Below are 22,167 nucleotides of genomic sequence, written 5' to 3'. Positions count from 1 at the left end.
ATGACGAGCCGTGCGAGCCCCGGACTGATCTCCGACTGGTGGCGCAGCGTCGACCGCTGGTTCCTGGCGGCCTTTCTGCTCCTGCTCGTCGCCGGCATGATGCTCTCCTTCGCCGCGAGCCCGCCGGTCGCCGAGCGCATCGGGCTCGATCCGTTCCACTTCACCCGTCGGCACGCGGTCTTCCTCGTACCCTCGATCGCGATCATGCTCGGCGTCTCGCTGCTCTCGCCGCACATGATCCGCCGCGCCTCGCTCGTCCTTCTCGGCGGCTCGCTCGTCGTCATGGTCATGGCGCTGTTCTTCGGCATGGAGGTGAAGGGCGCGCGCCGCTGGATGGAGTTCGGCCCGATCACGGTCCAGCCCTCCGAGTTCATGAAGCCGGCCTTCGTGGTCGTCTGCGCCTGGCTTCTGGCCGAGCGCGCCCGGCGGCCGGAAATCCCCGGCAACTTCCTGTCGCTGATCCTCCTCTTCACCGTCTCGGCGCTTCTGGTCGCCCAGCCCGACCTCGGCCAGACGGTGCTGACGGCGGGCGTCTGGGGCGCGCTGTTCTTCATGGCCGGCATGCCCTGGCTCTGGGTCGTCGTCCTCGGCGGCGTCGGCGCGGCGGGCCTCGGCACCGCCTATCTCAGCTTCCCGCACTTCGCGTCCCGCTTCGACCGCTTCCTCACCGGCGAGGGCGACACCTTCCAGACCGACACGGCCCGCGAGGCCATCATGCGCGGCGGCTGGTTCGGCCAGGGCCCGGGGGAGGGGACCGTGAAGCGCATCCTGCCCGACAGCCACACCGACTTCGCCTTCGCGGTGATCGCCGAGGAGTTCGGCATCATCACCTGCATGCTGCTGGCGGCGGTCTTCTGCTTCATCGTGGTCCGCGGCCTCTCCGTCGCCTATCAGCAGCGCGACGTCTTCTCGCGGCTGGCGATCTCCGGCCTCGTGACGCTGTTCGGCATGCAGTCGATCATCAACATGGCGGTGAACCTGCAGCTGATGCCGGCCAAGGGCATGACGCTGCCCTTCCTGTCCTATGGCGGCTCGTCGATGATGGCGGTCGCGATCTCGGCCGGCTTCGTCCTGGCGCTGACGCGCTCGCGCGCCGACAACCATTCGCTGACCGACCGGCTGATAGAGCGCTCCATGGCCATGCGGCCGGTCTGACGACCGACGGTTCGCTGAAATCGATGGACGGGGTGGCGGCGGCCTGATATGAGCGCCGCCGATCCGGGATCATGCGCGAGGGTCGCGCGCCGGACGCCGGGGGCTTGGATGCTCATCTTGCGACGACGAACGGGAAAGGCGGCTGGGACCGCCTGTCGTACCGCCCGCTAGCCGGCTTGTGGAGCCGGCCGGGCGGCGTTCGTCGCTTTCTGCCGGAGTCCGAGCCATGATGTCGCTCCCCGCCCATCTCGAAGTCCATTTCGTTCCCGAATCCGCCGCTCATGATGCCGCCGTCGAGGCGCTGAACGCCGAGGCCTTCGGCCCCGGCCGGCACGCCAAGGCCGCGGCGCGGGTTCGCGAGATGGTCCCGCACGACCCCTCGCTTTCCTTCGTCGCCGTGCGGCAGGGCGAGGTCGTCGGCACGGTCCGGCAGACGAAGGTCGCGATCGGCGGTCGCCCGGCCGTGATGCTCGGCCCGCTCGCCGTCCGGCCCGCGCTCAAGGGCCGGGGCGTCGGCCGGGCGCTGATGGCGCTCGCGGCCGATGCGGCCCGGGATGCGGGGGAGACGGTCGTCTTCCTCGTCGGCGACCGGGCCTATTACATGCCGCTCGGCTACGAGCCGCTGGCGCCGGGCGCGGTCTCGATGCCGGGGCCGGTCGACGCCCGGCGGATGCTGGCGCTGCCGCTCGAGGCGGACGCGCTGGACGGGCTGTCCGGCGCGGTCGGACCGCGTTGAGAGCTCAAAGGCTTCAAACTTCCGCGAAACCGTCCATGGTCGAGCGCGCGGTGCTCCGCGTGCCGACGCCCTCGAAGGCTTCGTCGAGCCAGCGCGCCGCCGCGTCCCGGCCGAGCCCGTGGAGGCGCGAGATCGTCGAGAAGCGCGTGTCGAGCTTGCCGGCCGATCCGCCCTCGGCCAGCTCGGGTCCCGCCACGATCATGTGGATGCGCAGATCGGCGATGTTGCGCAGCGTCGGATCGGAGAAGTCCTCGTCGCGGGCGAGCCGCTGGATGTCGCGGATGGTGCGCAGATCGCGCATCAGCGAGGAGTTGAAGGTGATCTCGTTGACGCGGTTCATGATGTCGGCCGGCCGCGTCGGCACGCCGTCCGTCTCGAACGGCGTCACCTGGATGATCAGGAGGTCGCTCGCCTCGCAGCGGTTCGAGAAGAGCGGCGTCAGCACCGGATTGCCCATGTAGCCGCCGTCCCAGTAGGACCGCCCGCCGATCTCCACCGCCTTGAAGAGATTGGGCAGGCAGGCGGAGGCGAGAAGCGCGTCGGCCGTTACGTCCTTGCCGGAGAAGACGCGGGCGCGTCCGCTTTCCACATCGGTCGCGCCGACGAAGATCGGGATCGCCGTCGCGTCCCGGAGGCGATCGAACTCGATCGCTTCCTCGATGACGTTGCGCAGCAGGGTGGCGGCGGGCAGGGCGGACCGGTAGGGCGAGAAGAGCTGCCCGAACACCTTGGCGCTTTCCAGCCAGGCGCCCAGGAAGGCGTCCGGCACGAAGGGGTTCACCCGCTCGGCCGCACCGAGCGGCGAGCGCTTTGAGACGAGCCGCCACAGGCGCTCCAGAGTGTCGCGCGCGCCGTCGGCTCCGTTCCGGCAGAGGCCGGAGACCAGCGCGGCGGCGTTCAGGGCGCCGGCACTGGTGCCGGACACGGCGCGCGGGTCGATGGCGTCGTTCTCGAGGAGATGGTCGAGAACGCCCCAGGTGAAGGCGCCGTGGGCGCCGCCGCCCTGCAGGGCGAGACTGACGGTCTTGGCCATTGATCTCCTGTCCTGCTCTGTCGTGAGCCGGAGACAATGGGCCGCGGGTCCGCGTCTTCAAGACCGACCGTCAGCGGCCCTCGCGCCACCAGGTCGCGGAGACGGCGAGAAGCAGGGCGGCGAGGCCGAGGAAGCCCGCGAAGAGCGGCGTGCGGTCGATGCCCACCAGAAGCGATTCCTGCGTCTCGCGAAGGCCGATGAAGTTCGATCCGCTCGTCGCCGAGCGGCCCGACACGGGCCGGATCGAGGGAGTTTCCACGTCCGGGCCGAGACGGCGCACGCTGCCGCCGGTGGCTTGCGCGATCGCGGTCAGGGGTTCGGTCGTCGAGATCGCCTCGCGATATTCGCGCGGATTGACCGGGCCGACATTGACGAGAGTGGAGAGGTCGCCATTGGCGATCTGGTAGAGTCCGAGCTCGTCCGTCGCCTCCGTTGCCGTCCACTCGCCGTCGCCCGCATCGGAAAGCGGCAGGGAGCGCGTCTCGCCGGAGGGCGTGATGATGGTCGCGGGACCCGGATCGTCGCCCAGCGTCGTGCGGGTGATGGTCAGCTGCGACCCGTCGGCGACCGCGCGCAGCGCCTCCTCCTCCAGTTCGGGCTCCTGCATCAGCCAGTGGGCGAGACGCCGGAACAGCGGCACATGCGGGCCGCCGCCCTCGAAGCCGCGGCTCCAGAGCCAGCCGTGATCCGACAGGAGAAGCGCGACGCGCCCTTCGCCAGCGCGTTCGAGGACGAGGAGAGGCTTGCCGTCAGGCCCCTCCATCACCGTCTCGCCGTCGACATTGCCGACGTCGATGGAGCGGAACCAGGGGCTCCAGTTCGCGGGCGTCGTCTCCGCGCCCGGCAGGTCGCGCGTCACCGGGTGGCGGCGGCCGAGGTCGGAGAGCATCGGGCGGAAGGCGCGGCTGTCGACGCTGCCGGTCGGCAGGGCGGGCAGGACGGAGGCAAGCGGCGAGCTCGCGATCGAATCGGGGCCCGCATATTCGGGGCCGGAGGCGACGAGGACGGCGCCGCCATTCGTCACGTATTGGGCGATGTAGTCGTAATAGAGCGTGGGCAGCACGCCGCGCCGCTGATAGCGGTCGAAGATGATGAGGTCGAAATCGTCGATCCGCTCGACGAAGAGTTCGCGCGTCGGGAAGGCGATCAGCGACAGTTCGTCGATCGGCGTTCCGTCCTGCTTTTCCGGCGGGCGCAGGATGGTGAAATGAACGAGGTCCACTGCCGCGTCCGACTTCAGGAGGTTGCGCCAGGTGCGCTCGCCGGCATGCGGCTCGCCGGAGACGAGCAGAACCCGCAGGTTCTCGCGGATGCCGTCGATCGGCGCGATGGCGCGATTGTTGATCTCGGTGATCTCGTCCGGCCGCGCGACGACCGAAAGCTCGACGATGCTTTCGCCCGCGCGGGGAAGACGGAAGGGAAGCTCCGTCTCCTCGCCCGGCGTCGCGGGAAGGCGGGCCAGGAGATCGCCGTTGAGATAGGCGCGCACCTCGACGGGCGTCTGACCGGCGCCTGCGCCCTCCTCGACCACGCGGAAGGTCAGGCTCAGATCCTCGCCGACGACGCCGAAGCGGGGCGAGGAGACGATTTCGATCCGGCGGTCGAACTCGTCCGCGCGTCCCGTGACCAAAGCGTGGATCGGCGCGTCGTGGGCGAGCGCGTCGGCGCTGCCGGGAATGTCGTGCACCTGCCCGTCGGTGACCATCACGGCGCCCGCGACGCGCGACGGCGAGACGTCCCGCAGCGCGGTGTCGAGCGCGGAGAAGAGCGCGGTCGTGCGGTCTGCGTCGCCGCCGGCGTTCGAGCGGGCCTCGACCACCCGCACCTCGAATTGCGGGCGCTCCGCGAGATCGGCGCGCAACTGCGCCAGGGTCGCGTCCGTCTGGGCAGTGCGGTCCTCGATCGACTGGCTCTGCGAGCGATCGACGACGAGCGCGACCACGCTCGACAGCGGCTCGCGATCCTCGCGCAGGACGACCGGGTTGAGAAGAGCGAGGGCGAGCGCCGCGATGGCGACGACACGCAGGAGCGCGCCGCGCGTGCGGGTCGCCAGAAGCGCGACGGCCAAGAGCAATGCCGGAACGGCCAGCGCGGCGACCGCCCAGAGCGGCAGGAGCGGGTTGAAGTCGAGCGACCAGTTCATTGGCCGAGCCGTTCCAGGATGGCGGGAACGTGGACCTGATCGGCCTTGTAGTTGCCGGTCAGCACGTACATCACGATGTTGACGCCGGCCCGATACGCCCACTCGCGCTGGCGCGGGTCGCTCGTGTCGGTCGGGTAGACGAAGAGACCGCCGTCATCGACCGCCCAGGCCCCGGCCAGATCGTTCGACGTGATCATGATCGAGGAGACGCCGTCGCCGACGCTGGCGGGGCGCCCTTCCAGCGCGCCGTCGCCGCGCGCGCTCGCTTCGACCCAGAGATCGGAGCCCGCCCGGCGGCCGGGGAATTCGTCCATGATGTAGAAGGCCTTGGTCAGAACGTGATCCGCCGGTACCGGCTCCAGAGGCGGAATGTCGAGATCGGCGAGGATGTCGCGCAGCCGCCGCTGGCCGTCCGAGACCATGTTGCCGCCGAGTGCGCTCATCGCATCGCCCGCGACGTCGAAGAGGACCGTCCCGCCCTGCTTCATATAGGCGTCGATTCGGCTGACGGCGGCGGCGCTCGGCATTTCCGCGCCCGCATCCACCGGCCAGTAGAGGATCGGGAAGAAGGAAAGCTCGTCCGTCTCGATGTCGACGGCCATGGGATCGCCCGGCTCCAGCGCGGTCTTGGCTGCGATGAAGTGCGAAAGCCCCTGCAGGCCCTGACGCGAGACTTCGTCCTTGGCCGCATCGCCGGTCAGGACGTAGGCGAGATGCGTCGTCTCGGTCGCGGCGAGCGCCCGCTCCATGTCGATGCCGCCGAGATCGTCCAGCACCTGCGCGCGCGGCTCTGCCGTCGAGAGGGCGAGGGCGGCGAGGAGGACCAGCGCCGCCGTTCCGGTGCTGCGGCGCGGGGCGAGACGCGACATGCGGGAGAAGGCTCCGTTCAGCCAGAGGAGGGCGATGGCGTCCAGGGCGAAGAAGAGAAGGGCGAGGCCCAGAAGCCAGGGCATCAGATCGCGGCTGTCCCCGCCGCCATAGGCGCGCGCCTGCGCGTCGGCCGCGACGCCCACGGACGGAAACGGATCGAGCGTCGCGTCGCCGCTCATCAGGTTGAGGGCGTAGAGCCCGTCCGGCGTGCCGTAGAGGCCGGGCGGGTTCTCGCGCGTCACGCGCGGCACCGAACCCGGCTCCAGCGTCAGCGGGCGGGCGTCGGCGGGCGGGGATGCGAGGAAGCCGCGCGCGTCGAGCGCCCGGTAGGGCGGCAGGCTGACGGCCCGCGATGCTTCGCCCGCGCCGCCGGCCCGGGACAGGGTCACGATCCGGCGGAGCATGTCGACGAAGACGCCCGAGATCGGCAGGTTCGACCACGTCGCCTCGGCGGTCGTGTGGACGAGGACGATGGTGCCTGCGCCGCGCGCCGCCGCCGTGACGATGGGCGTGCCGTCGGCAAGGCTCGCCCAGGTGGCACCGGCGAGGGCGGCGGAGGGCTCGGCCAGCACCTGACGCGAGACCGTGACGTCGGTCGGCACCTCGATGCCGGCGAAAGGGCTGCCCTCGGTCATGGGCGCCAGCCGTTGCGGCTCGGACCAGGAGAGGGCGCCGCCGAGCTGGCGTTCGCCGCCGCGCAGCCGGACGGGCACCAGCGTGTCCTCGCCCGTCGTCGCGGCCAGACGCGGGCCGGCGAAGCGCAGGAGCGTGCCGCCGTTCTCGACGAAGGCCTCGAGGCTTTCGCGCGCCGCGTCCGGCAGGACGCCGATGTCGGCGAGGACGACGATCGAAGGATTCTGCTCCAGAAGCCTGGGAATCGCGATGGACAGGTCGGCGCTGTCGGCGCGCACGAGGTCGGCGAAGGGCTCCAGCGCGCGGGTGATGTAGTAGAGCGGCGAGAGGAGGGGCTGCGCGAGATCGGAGGCCTCGCCGGAGACGAGGGCCACTCGGCGGCGTTGGAAACTGTCGTCCACGAGCCGGACCTCGGCGGCGTCCGACACGCCTTCCGCCTCGATCCGCGCGACCTCGTTGCGCAGCTCCACCGGAATGTCGAAGCGCGCCTGCGTGCTCGCCGCGCCCGCTTCGAAGGACAGCGGAGCCCGTGCGATCTCGCGGCCCTGGTCGTCGAGTGCGCGAAGCGTTCGCGAAAGGGGAGCGGACTCCCCGCTCGTGCGCACGCCGCTCGCGACCAGCGCGCCGGTCGCGTTGTCCGCCCCTGTGAGAGCGATGCGTCCGGCAGGCGCTTCGGCGAAAAGCAGCGTTTCGTACGGCGCGACGGCGGACAGGCGATCGAGCGCCTCGGCGGTTCCCGGCGCGTCGAGGCCGTCGGTCAGAAGTACGAGGCTGCCGCCGGCGGAGCCGGAGAGGGCTCCCGCCAGACGCTCGGCGGCGGCTTGCCGGTCGACCGGGACCGGGCGGACCTCTGCGGCGGCCAGCCGCTCGAGCGCGGCGCCGGCCTCCATCGGCGCGGCATTGTCGGCCGCGCCTTCCGCCGAAAGAACGAGCGAGACCGGGCGCCCCGCGTCGCCCGCCTCCCGGATCAGGGCCTCGGCGTCGCTGCGCCGCTCCTCCCAGTCGGGCGCGGCGGCCCAGCCGTTGTCCATCAGGATCGCGACGGGTCCACCGCCGGAGAGCGCCGCCGCACGCGGATTGAGAACCGGCGCCGCCAGCGCGAGGACGATGGCGGCGGCCAGCAGCAATCGAAGAAGCGTCAGCCACCATGGGCTCTGCGCCGGCGTCTCCTCGGCGCGCGCCACACGGGCGAGGATGGCGAGCGGCGGGAAGGCTTCGGTCTGCGGACGCGGCGGGGTGAGGCGCAGGAGCCACCAGATGGCGGGAAGCGCGAGGAGCCCGACAAGGACGAGCGGGGCGCCGAAGGAGAGAGCGCCCATCAGACGCGCCCCCGCGCCGATTGCGGCATGCCGGACAGCCGTCCGTGCAGCGCGATCAGCGCCTCGGAGGCGAGGCGGTCGGTGCGGTGGGCGGCAAAGCTCCAGCCGAGGCGTGCGCAGGTTGCGGCGATGGCGGCGCGATGCGCGGCGTAGAGGTCGGCATAGCGGTCCCGCAGGACCTCGGCCCGCCCGGCGGTGAGCTTGGCGCCCGTCTCCGGATCGCGGAACTCGGTGCGTCCGGCATAGGGGAAGGTCTCCTCCGCCGGATCGAAAATCTGGACCAGATGACCGCGAACGCCGGTCGCGGCGAGCTTGTCGAGGCGCGCGGCGATCGTCTCGGGATCGTCGAGGAAGTCGGAGACGAGCACGAGTTCGGAGAAGCGGCGCAGGCGCGAGGGGGTCGGCAGTCCCGTATCGGGCCGCGTGACGGAGAGGCTTGCCGCGATGCGCTCGGCGGCGTTGCGCGCCGAGACCGGATCGAGGACGCCAGGATAGCCGATCCGCTCGCCCGAGCGGGACAGGAGTTCCGCCAGCGCCAGAACGATGACCAGCGCTCGCGATTCCTTCGATACTGAAGCGGCCTTCGAGCGGAAGCGCATGGAGGCGGACGGATCGGCCCAGAGCCAGACGGTCTGTGCCGCCTCCCATTCGCGGTCGCGCAGATAGACGTGGTCGTCACGCGCCGAGCGTCGCCAGTCGATCCGCGAGACCGGCTCGCCATCGACGAAGGGCCTGAACTGCCAAAAATTCTCGCCCGGCCCCCGGCGGCGGCGCCCGTGCCAGCCGGCGGAGACATTGGCCGCGATCCGCCGCGCCTCGACGAGGAGGTCGGGCAGGGCGCCCGCCCGGTCCTTGGCGCGGCCGAGCGCGTCGTCCGGTGCCGTCGCCTCCGTCAGGGTTCCGATCGGGGCCATGTGGCGCGTCAGCCGATCTGGCGCGCGAGCTTGGCGATGACGTCGCGTACCGACATGCCTTCGGCGCGCGCCGCGAAGTTCAGCGCCATGCGGTGCTGCAGGATGGGCTCGGCCAGAGCGCGCACGTCGTCGATGGAGGGGGCGAGGCGCCCGTCATAGAGGGCTCTGGCGCGCACGCAGGTCATCAGCGCCTGCGAGGCGCGCGGTCCCGGCCCCCAGGCGACGTGGGCGTCGGCCTCCGCCGAGCCGTGCCCCGGACGGGCCGAGCGCACGAGACCGAGGATGGCGTCGACGACCCGCTCGGTGACGGGCATGCGCCGCACCAGCGCCTGGATCTCGGCGAGACGGGACGCCGTCATCACCGGCACCGCCGTCTCCTCGGAGGCTCCGGTCGTGGCGAGGAGGATGCGCCGCTCCGCCTCGAGGTCCGGATAGTGGACGTCGATCTGGCAGAGGAAGCGGTCGAGCTGGGCTTCGGGCAGCGGATAGGTGCCCTCCTGCTCCAGCGGATTCTGGGTCGCCAGCACGTGGAAGGGCGCGGGCAGGTCGTGCCGCTCGCCGGCGACGGTCACGTGGTACTCCTGCATGGACTGCAGGAGCGCGGACTGGGTGCGGGGCGAGGCGCGGTTGATCTCGTCCGCCATCAGGAGCTGGGCGAAGACCGGGCCCTTCACGAATCGGAAGGATCGGCGGCCGCTCTCGTCCTGGTCCATCACCTCCGTGCCGATGATGTCCGAGGGCATGAGGTCCGGCGTGAACTGGATGCGGCGCCCGTCGAGACCGAGGGCGATCCCGAGCGTCTCCACGAGCTTGGTCTTGGCGAGGCCCGGAACGCCGACGAGAAGCGCATGACCGCCCGCCAGAATCGCGACGAGGCTCTGTTCGACGACGCTTTCCTGGCCGAAGATGACACGGCCGACCGAGGCCCGGACCTCGGAGATGTCCGACAGGGCGCGCTCGGCGAGGCCGACCATCGCGTCCGCGTCGAGGGTCGCGGCCTGCGACTGATGGATCGTCATGGGTCAGCTCCGTCATGTCGGCGGGTCGGCGGGCGAGGGCGCCGGCCCATGAAGCCGTTCACCCGCCCGTCTGGCAAGCGCCGCCCGGCAAACTATCTGGTGGGAGGCAAGCCCGGCGAAATTGAGACTTCGGACAGGCTGCCGCCGGTCTTCCCGCGCAAGCCCCTTCAACGGTTTGTCACGACATTCTGAACCAGACGGTGCACTCTTGGACCAATCCGACCCTTCCGTCGACCGCCACGATCATCCGCCGGGCCTCGCGGCCCTGATCGCGCGGGCCGAGCGCGCCGGCAAGGGGGCGCCGCCCGTCGAGCGCTGGCATCCGCAGGCCTGCGGCGACATCGACATGGTGATCCATGCCGACGGCTCCTGGTCGCACGAGGGAACGCCCATCGCCCGGCCCGCGCTGGTGAGGCTCTTCTCCAGCGTCCTCCGCAAGGACGAGGATGGCGAGACCTATCTCGTCACGCCCGTGGAGATGATGCGCATCCGTGTCGAGGACGTCGCCTTCGCCGCCGTCGAGATGGATCGGAGCGTCGAGGCGGGCGAACCGGTGCTGACCTTCCGCACCAATGTCGGGGACGTCGTCACCGCCGACGCGGATCATCCGCTGCGGTTCGAGACGGGCGAGGGCGGCTTCGTTCCCTATGTCCGCGTCCGGGGGCGGCTCGAGGCGCGGCTGACGCGCGCGCTCGCCTTCGAACTCGCCGACCACATCGAGACCGACGCCAAGGGCGGCCTGTTCGTCCGCTCGCGCGGCGCGAGCTTCCGACTTCCCCATGCTTGAGACCCCGATGTTCGGGACGACGGGACACCGGTTCGACGCGTCGGACTTCCGCGCCCGCGTCGAGCGGCGCGGCGTGGAGGGGCTCGACGAGGATCGCGGCGACCACGTCCTCAATCCCGACATGGACCAGCTCATCGAACGCGCCGGCGCTCGCGAGGCCGCCGTGCTCGTTCCCGTCGTCGATCGGGGCGCGGATGCGGGGATGATCCTCACCACGCGCGCCAAGGCGTTGCGCAAGCATGGCGGGCAGGTGGCCTTCCCGGGCGGCTCGATCGATCCCGGCGACGCCTCTCCCGAGGCCGCCGCGCTGCGGGAGGCGCGCGAGGAGATCGCGCTCGACGAGCGCTTCGTCGAGCCGGTCGGGCGCCTGCCCCGCTATGTGACGACGACGGGCTTTCGCATCACGCCGATCCTGGCCATCGTGCAGCCGGGCTTCACGCTCGTGCCCGAGCCGGGCGAGGTGGAGGACGTGTTCGAGGTCCCGCTCTCCTTCCTGATGGACCGCGCCAACCACGTCCGCGAAAGCCGGATGTGGCAGGGGCGCGAGCGCCATTATTACGTGATGCCCTTCGGCGACCGCTTCATCTGGGGCGTGACGGCCGGCATCATTCGAACGCTCTACAAAAGGCTCTATGCATGACGGCACGGATCGAGGCCGCCTGGCTCCAGGACCCCGATTTGCAGCGTGCGCTCGCAGCGCTCGCTGTCGATGGGTGCGAGGCGCGCGTCGTCGGCGGGGCCGTGCGCAACCATCTGATGGGCCGCGCGATCACGGACGTGGACATCGCGACGACCGCGCTGCCCGAGACCGTGATCGAGCGTGGCAGGGCCGCAGGGTTCAAAGCGGTGCCGACGGGGATCGCGCACGGGACGGTGACGCTGGTCGCGAACGGCCGGCCCTTCGAGGTGACGACGCTCCGCAGCGACCACGAGACGGACGGCCGGCACGCCAAGGTCGTGTTCGGCCGCGACTGGGAAGCCGACGCGCGCCGCCGGGACTTCACCATCAACGCGCTCTATTGCGACGCGGACGGCGAGATCCTCGACCTCGTCGGCGGCACCCGGGACATCGAGACCCGGACGCTGCGCTTCATCGGAGACGCCGCCGAGCGCATCGAGGAAGACTTCCTGCGCATCCTGCGCTTCTACCGGTTCTTCGCCTGGTACGGGGAGGGGCGGCCGGACGCGGACGGAATCCGGGCCACGGCACGGCTGAAGGGCGGGCTCTCGCGGCTTTCCGTCGAGCGCGTCTGGAGCGAACTTCGCAAGCTCCTCGCCGCGCCCGATCCCTCGCGCGCCCTTCTCTGGATGCGGCAGGCGGGCGTTCTCTCTGCGGTCCTGCCCGAAAGCGAGCGCTGGGGCATCGACGGCATTCACGGCCTCGTGCGCGAAGAAGGGCAGCGCGGCTGGCCGGCCGATCCGATGATCCGGCTGATGGCGATCGTGCCCCCGGACGCGGCGCGCATGGGCGAGCTTTCGGCGCGGCTGAAACTCTCCAACGCGGACCGTGACCGGCTGACGGCCTGGGCGCTCAGCGAGCCCGTCTCGGAGACGACGAGCGACGCGGCCTTGCGCGCCGCGCTCTATTTCGGGGACCCGCAGGCGGTCGCCGACCGGTTGCGGCTCGCGCTTTCGGCGACCGCCAGCGAGGCGCCGGAGGCCGCATCGTCGAAGCTGCGACTCGCGGCCCTTCTCGCCTCGGCCGAGCGCTTCGAACGGCCGAAGCTGCCGGTCAGCGGCTCGGACCTCGCCGCCGCCGGCCTCTCGGCCGGACCGCAGATGGGGGCCGAGCTCCGGCGCCTGGAACGCATCTGGGTCGACAGCGGCTTCGTGCTCGATCGCGACGCCCTGCTCTCCCGCGTTCGAGGCTGAAGGCCGGACACGAATGGGGCCCGGAGGCCCCATCGCTCATTCGAACGCCGCACGGAGAATCAGTGCGGCCGCTCCGTCGTCCGGGTGCGGAACGCCTCCAGCATGGTCGGCGAGATCTGCTCGACGCCCATCTGCTTGGCCTGCGCGACGGCCCTGCGGACCACCTCCGCCTGACTTTCGGCGCGGATCACCCGCGCGCATCCCGGAATGACGCCTGCACAATCGAGTTCGTACATGCCTGCCTCCCGTGTCGATGACCAGTCATGTGTTGGTTTCCAGTAACGGTCAATGCGGTATTCCATGCACGACTATCGAGCCGGGGAACGGGGCGGGCAAGCGACTTGAAACGCGCCTGTCTTCAAGTCTTCGTCAGGGCCAGCGGACTTCCGGCGGCAGCGACGAGAGGATGGATTCGACGTTCCCGCCGGTCTTGAGTCCGAACAGCGTGCCGCGATCGTAGAGAAGATTGTATTCGACGTAGCGCCCGCGGCGGATCAACTGCTCTTCGCGGTCCTGCGCCGTAAAGGGCAAAGCGGCGTTCTGCCGCACGATGTGCGGGTAGACGACCGCGAAGGCCTTGCCGACGTCGCGCGTGAAGGCGAAGTCCGCGTCCCAGCCGCCCTTTTCCTGCGGGGAGTGCAGCCAGTCGTAGAAGATGCCGCCGACCCCGCGCGCCTCCTTGCGGTGGGGGAGGTAGAAATACTCGTCGCACCAGGTCTTGAGCGCCTCGTAGTCGACGATCCCCGAATGCCGGTCGCAAACGAACTGGAACGCCTTGTGGAAGGCCTGGGTGTCCCGGTCCTCCTGCGTGCGACGTCGGTCGAGGACCGGCGTGAGGTCCGCGCCGCCGCCGAACCACTGGCTGGTCGTGACGACCATGCGCGTGTTCATGTGGACGGCCGGCACGTTCGGATTGCGCATATGCGCGATCAGCGAGATGCCGGACGCCCAGAAGACGGGGTCCTCGGACGCGCCAGGGATCTGCTTGGCGAAGTCGGGCGAGAACTCGCCGTGGACGGTGGAGGTGTGGACGCCGACCTTCTCGAAGACGCGGCCGTGCATCATCGACATGACGCCGCCTCCGCCGTTCTCGGCGCGAGTCCAGGGTTTGCGCTCGAACCGGCCGGCCGGAAGCCCCGTCTCCTCGCCGAACTCGTCCTCCAGCTCTTCGAAGATCGAGACGATGCGGTCGCGCAGCGATTCGAACCAGGTCCGGGCCGCCTCCTTCTTCCCCTCGATGTCCTCCGGCAGGCCTTTCGGCAGTTCCGGTCGTTCCATGACGTTCGTCCTTCGAGGGTGTTTGTCCCGGTTCATCTCGCGCGTAACAGGAAGCCGTCCAGCGCGGAAGGCGCGCGTCCCGGCCATTCGATTCGCCATGACCGCGCCCTCGTCCTATCTTCGGCTCGTCGCACGCGTTCCCGGAGCGAGCCCATGCCGCGCCCGCAAAAGCCACCGCTGGAAAATCTGAGGCGCATCCTGCGCGAGAATCGCGCGGGCAGCGGGCTGGCGCGCGACAGTTTCCTGCGGGAGACCTTCACGCTTCCGCGCGAGGAGGCGAGGGCGAAGGCCCGCGAATGGCTGGAGCGCTATCCCAAGGCCGCCTACTGGACCGAAGTCGAGAGCTGGCGGCTGCTCCCCGGCGACGAGGTGGAGTTCACCATGCGCCGCCTGCCCAGCGCCGACTGAGCGCTCGTCAGACCACCTGATAGCCGATGAAGGCCGCATAGGCGACCAGGAGCCCGGCGCCCGCGAGGCGGCCCGCGCGCTTCATGGCGAAGAGCGCCAGGGCCGCGACCAGCGCCACGCCCGCCATCAGCGGACCGTCGACGACCGCGAACTGGCGCGCCACGGGGATCGGCGTGATCATCGCCGTGATGCCGAGAATGGCGAGCAGGTTGAAGATGTTGGAGCCGACCACGTTGCCCACGACCACCTCCGAGGCCCCGCGACGGGACGCGGAGATCGTGGTGGCGAGCTCGGGCAGAGAGGTGCCGACCGCGACGACGGTCAGGCCGATCACCGCTTCGCTCACGCCCCAGGCCTCCGCCAGCGCGGTCGCGCCCTCCACCAGCAGCCAGGCGCCCGCGACGAGGAGCGCGATGCCGCCGAGCGAGGCGAGAAGGGCGAACGGGAGACCGAGCGGCTTCTCCGCCTCGGTCGGCAGATCGACGGGCGCGGCCGGCTCCGCGCTCTTGCGGTCGCTGAGATAGGCCGCGGTCAGATAGGCGACGAGCGCGACGAACATGACCAGCCCGGCAAGCCGGGAGATGGTGCCGGTGAACAGGATCGCCGCGACGCCGAGGGAGGCCACCACCATCATGGTGGCGCTGCGGCGCGTGCCGGGACCGGTCAGGACCAGCGGAAAGAGCACGGCCGCCGTGCCCGCGATCAGGAGGATGTTGGCGATGTTGGAGCCCAGGACGTTGCCGATGGCGATGTCGGGCGAGCCGGACAGCGCCGCCTGAACCGACACGAGAAGCTCCGGCGCGCTCGTCCCGAACCCGACGATCACGAGGCTGACCAGGAGCGCCGACAGGCCGAAGCGCTGCGCCAGCGAGACGCTGCCCTTCACCAGGGCCTCGCCCCCGCCGAACAGGAGAATCAGGCCAGCAGCCACCATCAAGAGGTCGAGCGCCATCGGTCTTCCATCGAAACCGGAATCGGGACAGCGACAGGTATGGCCGTTCGGCGGAAAGGAAACGGGGGCGTTCGCTCGTCAGGACGAGCGGCGACGGGCCAAAGCCTCGACGGCGGCGCGCGTGGGGCGGGTCAGCGGTTCGGGCAGGGCGTCGAGCGCGAACCATTCCAGCCCGTCATGCTTGCCCGGCTCCATGATCGTCGGCTCGCCTTCGGCGTCTTCCACGAGAAAGACCGGGGCGAACCAGTGCTCGCCCGCGTCCCGGTCGATCTGGTCGGCGACGCAGAGAAGATGACGCGCTTCGATCCGAAGCCCCGTCTCCTCCAGCACCTCGCGACTGGCGCCGTCGGCGGCCGTCTCGAAAAGGTCCACCTTGCCGCCCGGCAGACCCCAGGCGCCCGCCTCGGGCGCGTTGATGCGGCGGATCAGAAGCAGGCGCCCGTCCCGCAGGATCGCGGCGCCGGTTCCAAGGCGCGGTGCGTCGAACGTCATTTCCCGGTCCCCGAACGCAGTTGCCGCAGCGCCTCGCCCACGACCATCGCGGCGGAGACGGCGAGATTGAGGGACCGCGCGCCGGCCGCCATCGGAATGGTCAGGCGCGCCTCGGCCAAATCGTGGATGCGCTCCGGCACGCCCGCGCTCTCGCGGCCGAAGAGAAGGACGTCGTCGGCCCGGAAGCCGAAGTCGCGATAGTCATCGTCCGCCTTGGTGGTGAGCAGGACGAGGCGCCGTCCCGCCGCCCGGCGCGCCTCATCGAAGGCGTCGAAATCGACATGACGCTTCAGCCGGGCCATCTCCAGATAGTCCATGCCGGCGCGTTTGAGCGTCCGGTCCGAAAGGTCGAAGCCCGCCGGCTCGACGATCTCGACATCGACCGAAAGGCAGGCGCCCAGACGCAGCAACGTGCCGGTGTTGCCGGCGATGTCCGGCTGGTAGAGGGCGATCGACGGAGCCATTCCCGCTCATAACCTGGCCGGGCGCGGCAGGAACAGTGCTCGCGACGTCGTGAAAGCGTCGCCGGACGTCTTATATGACGGCTCACTCCGGCCGCCGGCCGGCCTGGTCTCCCTTCCATGCCGGTCCTTCCACGAACGGGACGAGTTCGAGATGTTTTCCTTCTTCGAGCGGCTCGTCGACCCCTTCCCGAAGGGAACGTCGAGCCCGCCCGCCTCCCTCTGGCCCTTCGTCTGGCATTACGCCAAGCCGGTCTGGCCGCTGCTTCTCCTGATGGCGCTGACGACCGCGACGATCTCGATCATCGAGGTGTCGCTGTTCGGCTTCCTGGGAGCGCTCGTCGATTGGCTGGCGGCGGCGGACCGAGAGACCTTCCTGCAGGACCAGGGCTTCACCCTCGCGCTGATCGCCGTGGTGGTGCTGTTCGTGCTGCCGGGCGTCGTGCTGCTCTACAATCTCGTGGCCCTGCAGGCGCTGTTCGGGAACTTCCCGATGCGCTTCCGCTGGAGCGTCCACAACTGGCTCCTGAACCAGTCCCTCGGCTTCTTCCAGGACGAGTTCGCCGGCCGCGTCTCGACCAAGCTGATGCAGACCGCGCTCGCCGTTCGCGAGACGGTGATGAAGGCGATCGAGGTCTTCCTCTACGTCGCGGTCTACTTCACCGGCATCGTGGTCATGGTGGCGGCGGCGGACTGGCAGCTGGCCATGCCCTTCACGGTCTGGCTCGTCGGCTATGTGCTGATCCTGCGCTACTTCATCCCGCGGCTGATGCGCGTGGCCGAGAACCAGGCGGACGCGCGGGCGCTGATGACGGGCCGCATCGTCGACGCCTACTCCAACATCGGCACGGTGAAGCTCTTCGCGCACACGACCCGCGAGGCGAGCTACGCGAAGAGCTCGATGGAGCCCTTCCTGACGACGGTCCACTCGCAGGCGCGGCTCATCAACCTCTTCTACGTCTGGATCTATGTCCTGAATTCCGTTCTGCTCTTCGCGATCGGAGCGCTCGGAATCTGGTTGTGGCTGGGCGAACTCGTGACGGTCGGCTCGATCGCCGTGGCGGTCGGCCTCGTCCTGCGTCTCAACGGCATGAGCCAGTGGATCATGTGGGAGGTCTCGGCGCTGTTCGAGAACATCGGCACGATCCGCGACGGCATGTCGACCTTCACCCAGCATGTCGCGCTGAAGGATGCGCCGGACGCCACGGAGCTGAAGGTCACGAAGGGCGAGGTGCGCTTCGAGAAGGTCGGCTTCGCCTATGCCGGCGCCAAGCCGCACCGCGCCGCCGGCCCGGTCGTCGAGGGCTTCGACCTGACCATCCGTCCGGGCGAGAAGATCGGCCTCGTGGGGCGATCGGGCGCGGGCAAGTCCACGCTGCTCAATCTGTTGCTGCGCTTCTACGACGTGCAGACGGGCCGCATCCTGATCGACGGGCAGGACATTCGCGGGGTGACGCAGGCGTCGCTGCGCGCCCAGATCGGCATGGTGACGCAGGACACCTCGCTCCTGCACCGGACGATCCGCGAGAACATCCTCTACGGCCGGCCGGACGCCTCCGACGAGGAGGTGCGCCGCGCGATCCAGAGGGCCGAGGCGGAAGGCTTCATCGAAAGCCTCACCGACCGCGAGGGGCGGCACGGCCTCGACGCGGAGGTCGGCGAGCGCGGGGTGAAGCTCTCGGGCGGCCAGCGCCAGCGCATCGCCATCGCCCGCGTGATGCTGAAGGATGCGCCGATCCTCCTTCTGGACGAGGCCACCTCCGCGCTGGATTCGGAGGTGGAGGCGGCGATCGCCGAGAACCTCTACCGGCTGATGGAGGGCAAGACGGTGATTGCTGTCGCGCACCGGCTTTCCACCATCGCCGCGCTGGACCGGCTCGTCGTCCTCGACAAGGGCCGGATCGTCGAGGAGGGGACCCATGCGAGCCTGATCGCGCAGGGCGGGATCTACGCCCAGCTCTGGCAGCGGCAGGCCGGCGGCTTCCTCGACTGCGGCGCGGAGGAGGGCGAACCTGCCGGCGAGGCGAGGGCGGCGGAGTGATCGATCGCCTGTTGAAGCGGTTCGAAGGGGTTCTCGACCCTTTCGGAGACGGGAAGGACGGCGGCCGGAAGGGCGACGGCGGCGGGCAGCCGCTCGTCGGCCATCTGCCGCCGCTGCCGGCCGACACCAATCGCTTCATCTGGCACTTCGCCAAACAGGCCCGATGGCCCCTTCTCGGCATCCTGTTCGTGGGCGGGCTCACCGCGCTCGTCGACGCCGCGCTCTTCACCGGCGTCGGCTGGATCGTCGATGCGCTCGAGAACTCGACGCCGCAGACGCTCTTCGCCGATTACGGCGCGATGCTGCTCGGCCTCGCGGCGCTGACGCTCGTCGGGCGCGCGGCGGTCCTCATCGCCGCCTCGATCCTCGAGGAACAGATCGTCGCGCCGAGCTTCTACAACCGCATCCGCTGGGAGAGCTACCGGCGGCTGATGGACCAGAGCTACACCTTCTTCCAGAACGACTTCGCCGGCCGGCTTGCGACGAAGGTTCAGCAGGTGGGACAGGCGACGGGCGACTTCGTCGTCACCCTCCTCCAGACCTTCTGGACCTTCGTCGCCTTCGTCCTCCTCACGGTCACGATCCTCGGCGCGATCGACGGGCGCATGATCCTGGTGATGGGCGCCTGGGCGCTCGGCTATGTCTGGATCATCTACGCCCTCCTGCCGCGCATCCGCGAACTGGGACGCGAGCGCGCCAACGCCAATTCGATCTGGACGGGGCGCGTGGTGGACGCCTTCACCAACATCCTGTCCGTGAAGCTCTTCGACGCGACGCGCAGCCAGGACCGGTTCGTGCGCGAGGGGTTCCAACTCAATCTCGACGCGGTCTTCCGCCTGTGCCGGGCGCTGACGACCGTGCGCGGCGCCGTCGCGATCCTGAACGGCCTTCTCATCACCGGGGTCGGCGCGGTCGCCATCTTCGGCTGGCAGGCCGGCACGGTCTCCTCGGGCGGCGTAGCCACCGCGCTCGGCCTCGTCCTGCGCCTCAACCAGATGTCCGGCTGGATGATGTTCAACATCAACGGGCTCGTGCGCAATTACGGGACGATCCAGGATGCGGTCGCGACCGTCACGGTGCAGCCGGCGCTGGTGGACCGCGCGGACGCGCGCGCCCTTCGGCCGGGGCCGGGCGAGATCCGCTTCGAGAACGTCACCTTCCACTACGGCAAGGGCGGAGGCATCGTCGAAGACCTCTCGCTGACGATCCGGCCGGGCGAGAAGGTCGGCCTCGTCGGGCGCTCCGGGGCCGGCAAGACGACGCTCGTGAACCTGCTGCTGCGCCTCTACGATCTGGAGGGCGGCCGCATCCTCGTGGACGGGCAGGACATCGCCGCCGTCAGCCAGGGCTCGCTGCGCGGCGCCATCGGCATGGTGACGCAGGACACCTCACTTCTCCACCGTTCCATCCGCGACAACATCCGCTACGGCAGCGACGGCGCCGACGAGGCGGCGGTGAAGGAGGCGGCGCGGCGGGCGAACGCGCTCGGCTTCATCCCCACCCTGCGGGACCCGAAGGGGCGCGAGGGGTTCGACGCCCATGTCGGCGAGCGCGGCATCAAGCTCTCCGGCGGCCAGCGCCAGCGCATCGCCATCGCCCGCGTTCTCTTGAAGAACGCGCCGATCCTCGTTCTCGACGAGGCGACCTCGGCGCTGGATTCGGAGGTCGAGCAGGCCATCCAGGACAGCCTGACCGAGCTGATGGAGGGCAAGACCGTGATCGCGATCGCCCACCGGCTCTCGACCATCGCCCATCTCGACCGGCTCGTCGTCATCGACGAGGGGCGGATCGTGGAGGAGGGCACGCACCGCGAGCTTCTGGCGCAGGGCGGGCTCTACGCCTCGCTCTGGCACCGCCAGTCCGGCGGCTTCCTCGCCGACGCGGCGCAATAGGGCATTCACGCCGAAGCAGGAGTCGCTTCGGCATCCGGAGCTGTCCTTACGGATTCAACCGAGATTGTCGCTGGCGACCCTCAGGAAGACCCGCGCGCCGATCGCGATCAGATCGTCGGGGAAGTCGTAGTCGGGATTGTGGAGCTGCGGATGCCTCTCGCCCGCACCGAGGAAGAACATCGCGGACTTCGAACCGTATCCGAAGCGCCCGAAATCCTCCGAAGCCCGCATCGGCAGGTCGCGTTCGTCATGCGGAACGGCCTCGGCGTCCAGGGCCGAACGCAATGCGGCGACGGCTTCCGGTGCGTTGAGGCTGGCCGGGAAAATCTCGTGATAGTCGAAGGAAAGGCCGAGTCCGTGAGCGCGGGCGGTGTCCTCCAGAAGCCGCTCCGCACCGGCACAGAGTTCGGCCATCCGCCCGTCGAGCCGGGTGCGCAACGTCATGCGGATCTCGGCGTGCCCCGGCGCGACGCCGAAGACGGCCTCACCCATCCGGCAATGCGTCACCGTCGCCATGGCGAAATCGTCTTCGGCAAAGGTCCCGCCGCCGAGCCTCTGCAGCTTCGGCATGAGCTCCGAGACCGCCAGCATCGGCGAGACGCCGGTCTCCGGCATCGAGGAATGAGCCGTCTTGCCGCCAAGTTCGATTCGCAGGCCGCGCGAGGCGCAGTTCACGACGCCCTCCTTCAACCGCACATGGCCGAGCGGGACGCCCGGTAGGTTGTGCAGGGAGAAGGCGAAATGGGGACGGATGTCTGAATATCGGGGGTCGGTGGTGACGTTCGCCGCGCCGTCGCCGGTCTCTTCGGCCGGCTGGAACATCAGGACCACGCGGCCGCGCTTCGGCCGCTCGCGGCCAAGGACGAGCGCGAGAAGGCCGAGAATCGCCATGTGCCCGTCATGCCCGCACATATGGGAGGTGCCGGGGATCGTGGAGGCGTGCTCGACCCCCGACAGCTCCTCGATCGGCAGGGCGTCGAGCTCGGCGCGAAAGAGCAGCGTCGAACCCGGTGTCTGGCCGTCATAGACCGCCGCGACCCCATGTCCGCCGAGCCCAGTCAGGATCGCGTCGGGGCCTGTTTGCCGCAGGAAGGCGACGACGCGGCCGGCGGTTCGAGCCTCCTCGTTGGACATCTCGGGAAATCGGTGAAGCTCGCGCCGAAAGGCCGTGGCCGCAGCGATGTCGCGATCGGTGAAGCGCATTCCCGTCTCCCCTGGCCGTGGCTGGCGCGGGCCTTGCCTCGAAAGAAAGCGCGTGTCCGCCGCTTCGGCCCCGGATCATTGTCGTCGCTGCCAAGGATGATTTGAAGCCCCGGAACCATCCGCGACCGATCGTGGCGCAAACGCCCGGAACTCCGGCGGTCGCAGCCTCTGCCGCCGGGCCGTGCAGGGCGGGCGCGCCAGGCCCGAAGCGGCGCGACCTGTTGCCCACAAGCAGCGCCACAGTCTGGACAAGTTCCAAGGCGCCGCTTAGAAAACCGCGCGTGTGGCGTTCTAAACGTCGGGGAGGGGGCGCACTTCGTGTCTACGCCGGCCGACAGCCATAGCGAGCGGCGGAGCCTCTAGCTCCGCCCGACCGTCAAGGAGTGTCGATTCCCGTGAGCGTTCCCCATACCGACGAACCCACCCGCCGGGATTTCCTTTACATTGCGACGGGTGCGGCCGGCGCCGTCGGTGCGGCCTTCGCCGCCTGGCCCTTCATCGACCAGATGAACCCGGACGCCGGAACGCTGGCGCTGGCGCAGATCGACGTCGACGTCTCCCCGATCGCCGAGGGCCAGTCGATCACCGCGCGCTGGCGCGGTCGTCCGATCTTCGTGCGCCATCGCACCGCCGCCGAGATCGAGGCCGCCCGCGGCGTCGATCCCGCCGCGCTGCCGGACCCGATCGCGCGCAACGAGAACCTGCCGGGCGACGCGCCGGCGACGGACGAGAACCGCGCGGCCGAGGGCGCCGAGCAGTGGCTCGTCATGGTGGGCGTGTGCACGCATCTGGGCTGCGTTCCGCTCGGCCAGGCCGGCGACTTCAATGGCTGGTTCTGCCCCTGCCATGGCTCGCACTACGACACGGCGGGCCGCATCCGCTCCGGCCCCGCGCCGCAGAACATGCACGTGCCGCTGTTCGAATTCGTTTCCGAAACAACCATTCGCATCGGCTGAGGG

General features: G+C 69.9%; 21 protein-coding genes. 10 read left to right on the top strand and 11 right to left on the bottom strand.

The genetic code is table 11. The features are described 5' to 3' along the window. Entirely contained in the window at nucleotides 1-1,155 is a 1,155-nt protein-coding gene (gene ftsW, locus AC6R2M_RS12890; protein ID WP_500482752.1) for a putative lipid II flippase FtsW, read from the top strand. 226 nt (nucleotides 1,156-1,381) lie between these two features. Beyond that, nucleotides 1,382-1,891 carry a GNAT family N-acetyltransferase gene (locus AC6R2M_RS12885; protein WP_500482750.1) on the top strand — a complete coding sequence of 170 codons (510 nt, stop codon included), beginning with the start codon at nucleotides 1,382-1,384 and terminating at the stop codon, nucleotides 1,889-1,891. Nucleotides 1,892-1,904: 13 nt separating this feature from the next. On the opposite strand, the gene AC6R2M_RS12880 is transcribed toward AC6R2M_RS12885, so the two are convergent. The 5 genes from AC6R2M_RS12880 to AC6R2M_RS12860 form a co-directional block, all read right to left on the bottom strand. After that, the gene (locus AC6R2M_RS12880; protein WP_500482748.1) at nucleotides 1,905-2,924 is read right to left on the bottom strand and encodes a patatin-like phospholipase family protein; all 1,020 of its coding nucleotides are present in this window, start codon (nucleotides 2,922-2,924) and stop codon (nucleotides 1,905-1,907) included. Nucleotides 2,925-2,994: 70 nt separating this feature from the next. Next, nucleotides 2,995-5,067: a hypothetical protein gene (locus AC6R2M_RS12875; RefSeq protein ID WP_500482746.1), complete on the bottom strand. Its 2,073-nt coding sequence runs from the start codon at nucleotides 5,065-5,067 to the stop codon at nucleotides 2,995-2,997. Beyond that, nucleotides 5,064-7,889 carry a DUF4159 domain-containing protein gene (locus tag AC6R2M_RS12870; RefSeq protein ID WP_500482744.1) on the bottom strand — a complete coding sequence of 942 codons (2,826 nt, stop codon included), beginning with the start codon at nucleotides 7,887-7,889 and terminating at the stop codon, nucleotides 5,064-5,066. The genes AC6R2M_RS12875 and AC6R2M_RS12870 overlap by 4 nt, the downstream gene beginning before the upstream one ends. Continuing rightward, entirely contained in the window at nucleotides 7,889-8,803 is a 915-nt protein-coding gene (locus AC6R2M_RS12865; protein ID WP_500482742.1) for a DUF58 domain-containing protein, read from the bottom strand. Before AC6R2M_RS12865 ends, AC6R2M_RS12870 begins: the two co-directional genes overlap by 1 nt. 8 nt (nucleotides 8,804-8,811) lie before the next feature. Beyond that, on the bottom strand, nucleotides 8,812-9,822 hold the full coding sequence (locus tag AC6R2M_RS12860; protein ID WP_500482740.1) for an AAA family ATPase: 1,011 nt from the start codon (nucleotides 9,820-9,822) through the stop codon (nucleotides 8,812-8,814). Between the two features lie 48 nt (nucleotides 9,823-9,870). Here AC6R2M_RS12860 and AC6R2M_RS12855 point away from each other — a divergent pair, with 48 nt between their 5' ends. From AC6R2M_RS12855 to AC6R2M_RS12840, 4 genes are read left to right on the top strand one after another with little or no spacing between them, the layout of a single operon-like run. After that, nucleotides 9,871-10,014, top strand: coding sequence for a hypothetical protein (locus AC6R2M_RS12855; RefSeq protein WP_500482738.1), 144 nt, complete (start codon nucleotides 9,871-9,873; stop codon nucleotides 10,012-10,014). 16 nt (nucleotides 10,015-10,030) lie between these two features. Next, nucleotides 10,031-10,609: a DUF1285 domain-containing protein gene (locus AC6R2M_RS12850; RefSeq protein ID WP_500482736.1), complete on the top strand. Its 579-nt coding sequence runs from the start codon at nucleotides 10,031-10,033 to the stop codon at nucleotides 10,607-10,609. Beyond that, nucleotides 10,602-11,249 (top strand): CoA pyrophosphatase, encoded by a 648-nt coding sequence (locus AC6R2M_RS12845; protein ID WP_500482734.1) that lies wholly within the window; start codon nucleotides 10,602-10,604, stop codon nucleotides 11,247-11,249. The genes AC6R2M_RS12850 and AC6R2M_RS12845 overlap by 8 nt, the downstream gene beginning before the upstream one ends. Continuing rightward, nucleotides 11,246-12,481 (top strand): CCA tRNA nucleotidyltransferase, encoded by a 1,236-nt coding sequence (locus tag AC6R2M_RS12840; protein WP_500482732.1) that lies wholly within the window; start codon nucleotides 11,246-11,248, stop codon nucleotides 12,479-12,481. Before AC6R2M_RS12845 ends, AC6R2M_RS12840 begins: the two co-directional genes overlap by 4 nt. Nucleotides 12,482-12,540: 59 nt before the next feature. Here AC6R2M_RS12840 and AC6R2M_RS12835 read toward each other — a convergent pair whose 3' ends face one another. Both AC6R2M_RS12835 and hemF read right to left on the bottom strand, forming a co-directional pair. Further along, a complete protein-coding gene (locus AC6R2M_RS12835) occupies nucleotides 12,541-12,717 on the bottom strand; it encodes a DUF1059 domain-containing protein (RefSeq protein WP_500482730.1) in 177 nt (58 codons plus the stop codon). Between the two features lie 133 nt (nucleotides 12,718-12,850). Beyond that, on the bottom strand, nucleotides 12,851-13,759 hold the full coding sequence (gene hemF, locus AC6R2M_RS12830; protein ID WP_500482728.1) for an oxygen-dependent coproporphyrinogen oxidase: 909 nt from the start codon (nucleotides 13,757-13,759) through the stop codon (nucleotides 12,851-12,853). A 153-nt stretch (nucleotides 13,760-13,912) separates the two neighbouring features. On the opposite strand from hemF, the gene AC6R2M_RS12825 reads away from it, so the two are divergent. After that, nucleotides 13,913-14,167, top strand: a complete 255-nt coding sequence (locus AC6R2M_RS12825; protein WP_500482726.1) for a hypothetical protein — start codon at nucleotides 13,913-13,915, stop codon at nucleotides 14,165-14,167. A gap of 7 nt (nucleotides 14,168-14,174) precedes the next feature. Here the strand turns inward: AC6R2M_RS12825 and AC6R2M_RS12820 are convergent, their stop codons facing one another. From AC6R2M_RS12820 to AC6R2M_RS12810, 3 genes are all read right to left on the bottom strand, one after another. Next, complete coding sequence (locus AC6R2M_RS12820) at nucleotides 14,175-15,119, bottom strand: calcium/sodium antiporter (RefSeq protein WP_500482724.1); 945 nt, start codon at nucleotides 15,117-15,119, stop codon at nucleotides 14,175-14,177. A gap of 78 nt (nucleotides 15,120-15,197) precedes the next feature. Next, nucleotides 15,198-15,611: an NUDIX hydrolase gene (locus tag AC6R2M_RS12815; RefSeq protein WP_500482722.1), complete on the bottom strand. Its 414-nt coding sequence runs from the start codon at nucleotides 15,609-15,611 to the stop codon at nucleotides 15,198-15,200. Further along, the gene (locus AC6R2M_RS12810; protein WP_500482720.1) at nucleotides 15,608-16,075 is read right to left on the bottom strand and encodes a tRNA (cytidine(34)-2'-O)-methyltransferase; all 468 of its coding nucleotides are present in this window, start codon (nucleotides 16,073-16,075) and stop codon (nucleotides 15,608-15,610) included. Before AC6R2M_RS12810 ends, AC6R2M_RS12815 begins: the two co-directional genes overlap by 4 nt. Before the next feature lie 151 nt (nucleotides 16,076-16,226). Between AC6R2M_RS12810 and AC6R2M_RS12805 the strand changes: the two genes are divergently transcribed. Next, a complete protein-coding gene (locus AC6R2M_RS12805) occupies nucleotides 16,227-18,113 on the top strand; it encodes an ABC transporter ATP-binding protein (RefSeq protein WP_500482718.1) in 1,887 nt (628 codons plus the stop codon). 11 nt (nucleotides 18,114-18,124) lie between these two features. Beyond that, nucleotides 18,125-20,005, top strand: a complete 1,881-nt coding sequence (locus AC6R2M_RS12800) for an ABC transporter ATP-binding protein (protein ID WP_500482716.1) — start codon at nucleotides 18,125-18,127, stop codon at nucleotides 20,003-20,005. Between the two features lie 54 nt (nucleotides 20,006-20,059). On the opposite strand, the gene AC6R2M_RS12795 is transcribed toward AC6R2M_RS12800, so the two are convergent. Next, nucleotides 20,060-21,208, bottom strand: coding sequence for an amidohydrolase (locus tag AC6R2M_RS12795; protein ID WP_500482714.1), 1,149 nt, complete (start codon nucleotides 21,206-21,208; stop codon nucleotides 20,060-20,062). A gap of 395 nt (nucleotides 21,209-21,603) precedes the next feature. On the opposite strand from AC6R2M_RS12795, the gene petA reads away from it, so the two are divergent. Next, nucleotides 21,604-22,164 (top strand): ubiquinol-cytochrome c reductase iron-sulfur subunit, encoded by a 561-nt coding sequence (gene petA / locus AC6R2M_RS12790; RefSeq protein ID WP_500482712.1) that lies wholly within the window; start codon nucleotides 21,604-21,606, stop codon nucleotides 22,162-22,164. Nucleotides 22,165-22,167 lie beyond the last annotated feature (3 nt).

Source organism: Aureimonas sp. CAS (genome assembly GCF_059838215.1).
This window is presented reverse-complemented; position numbering and strand designations above follow the sequence as displayed.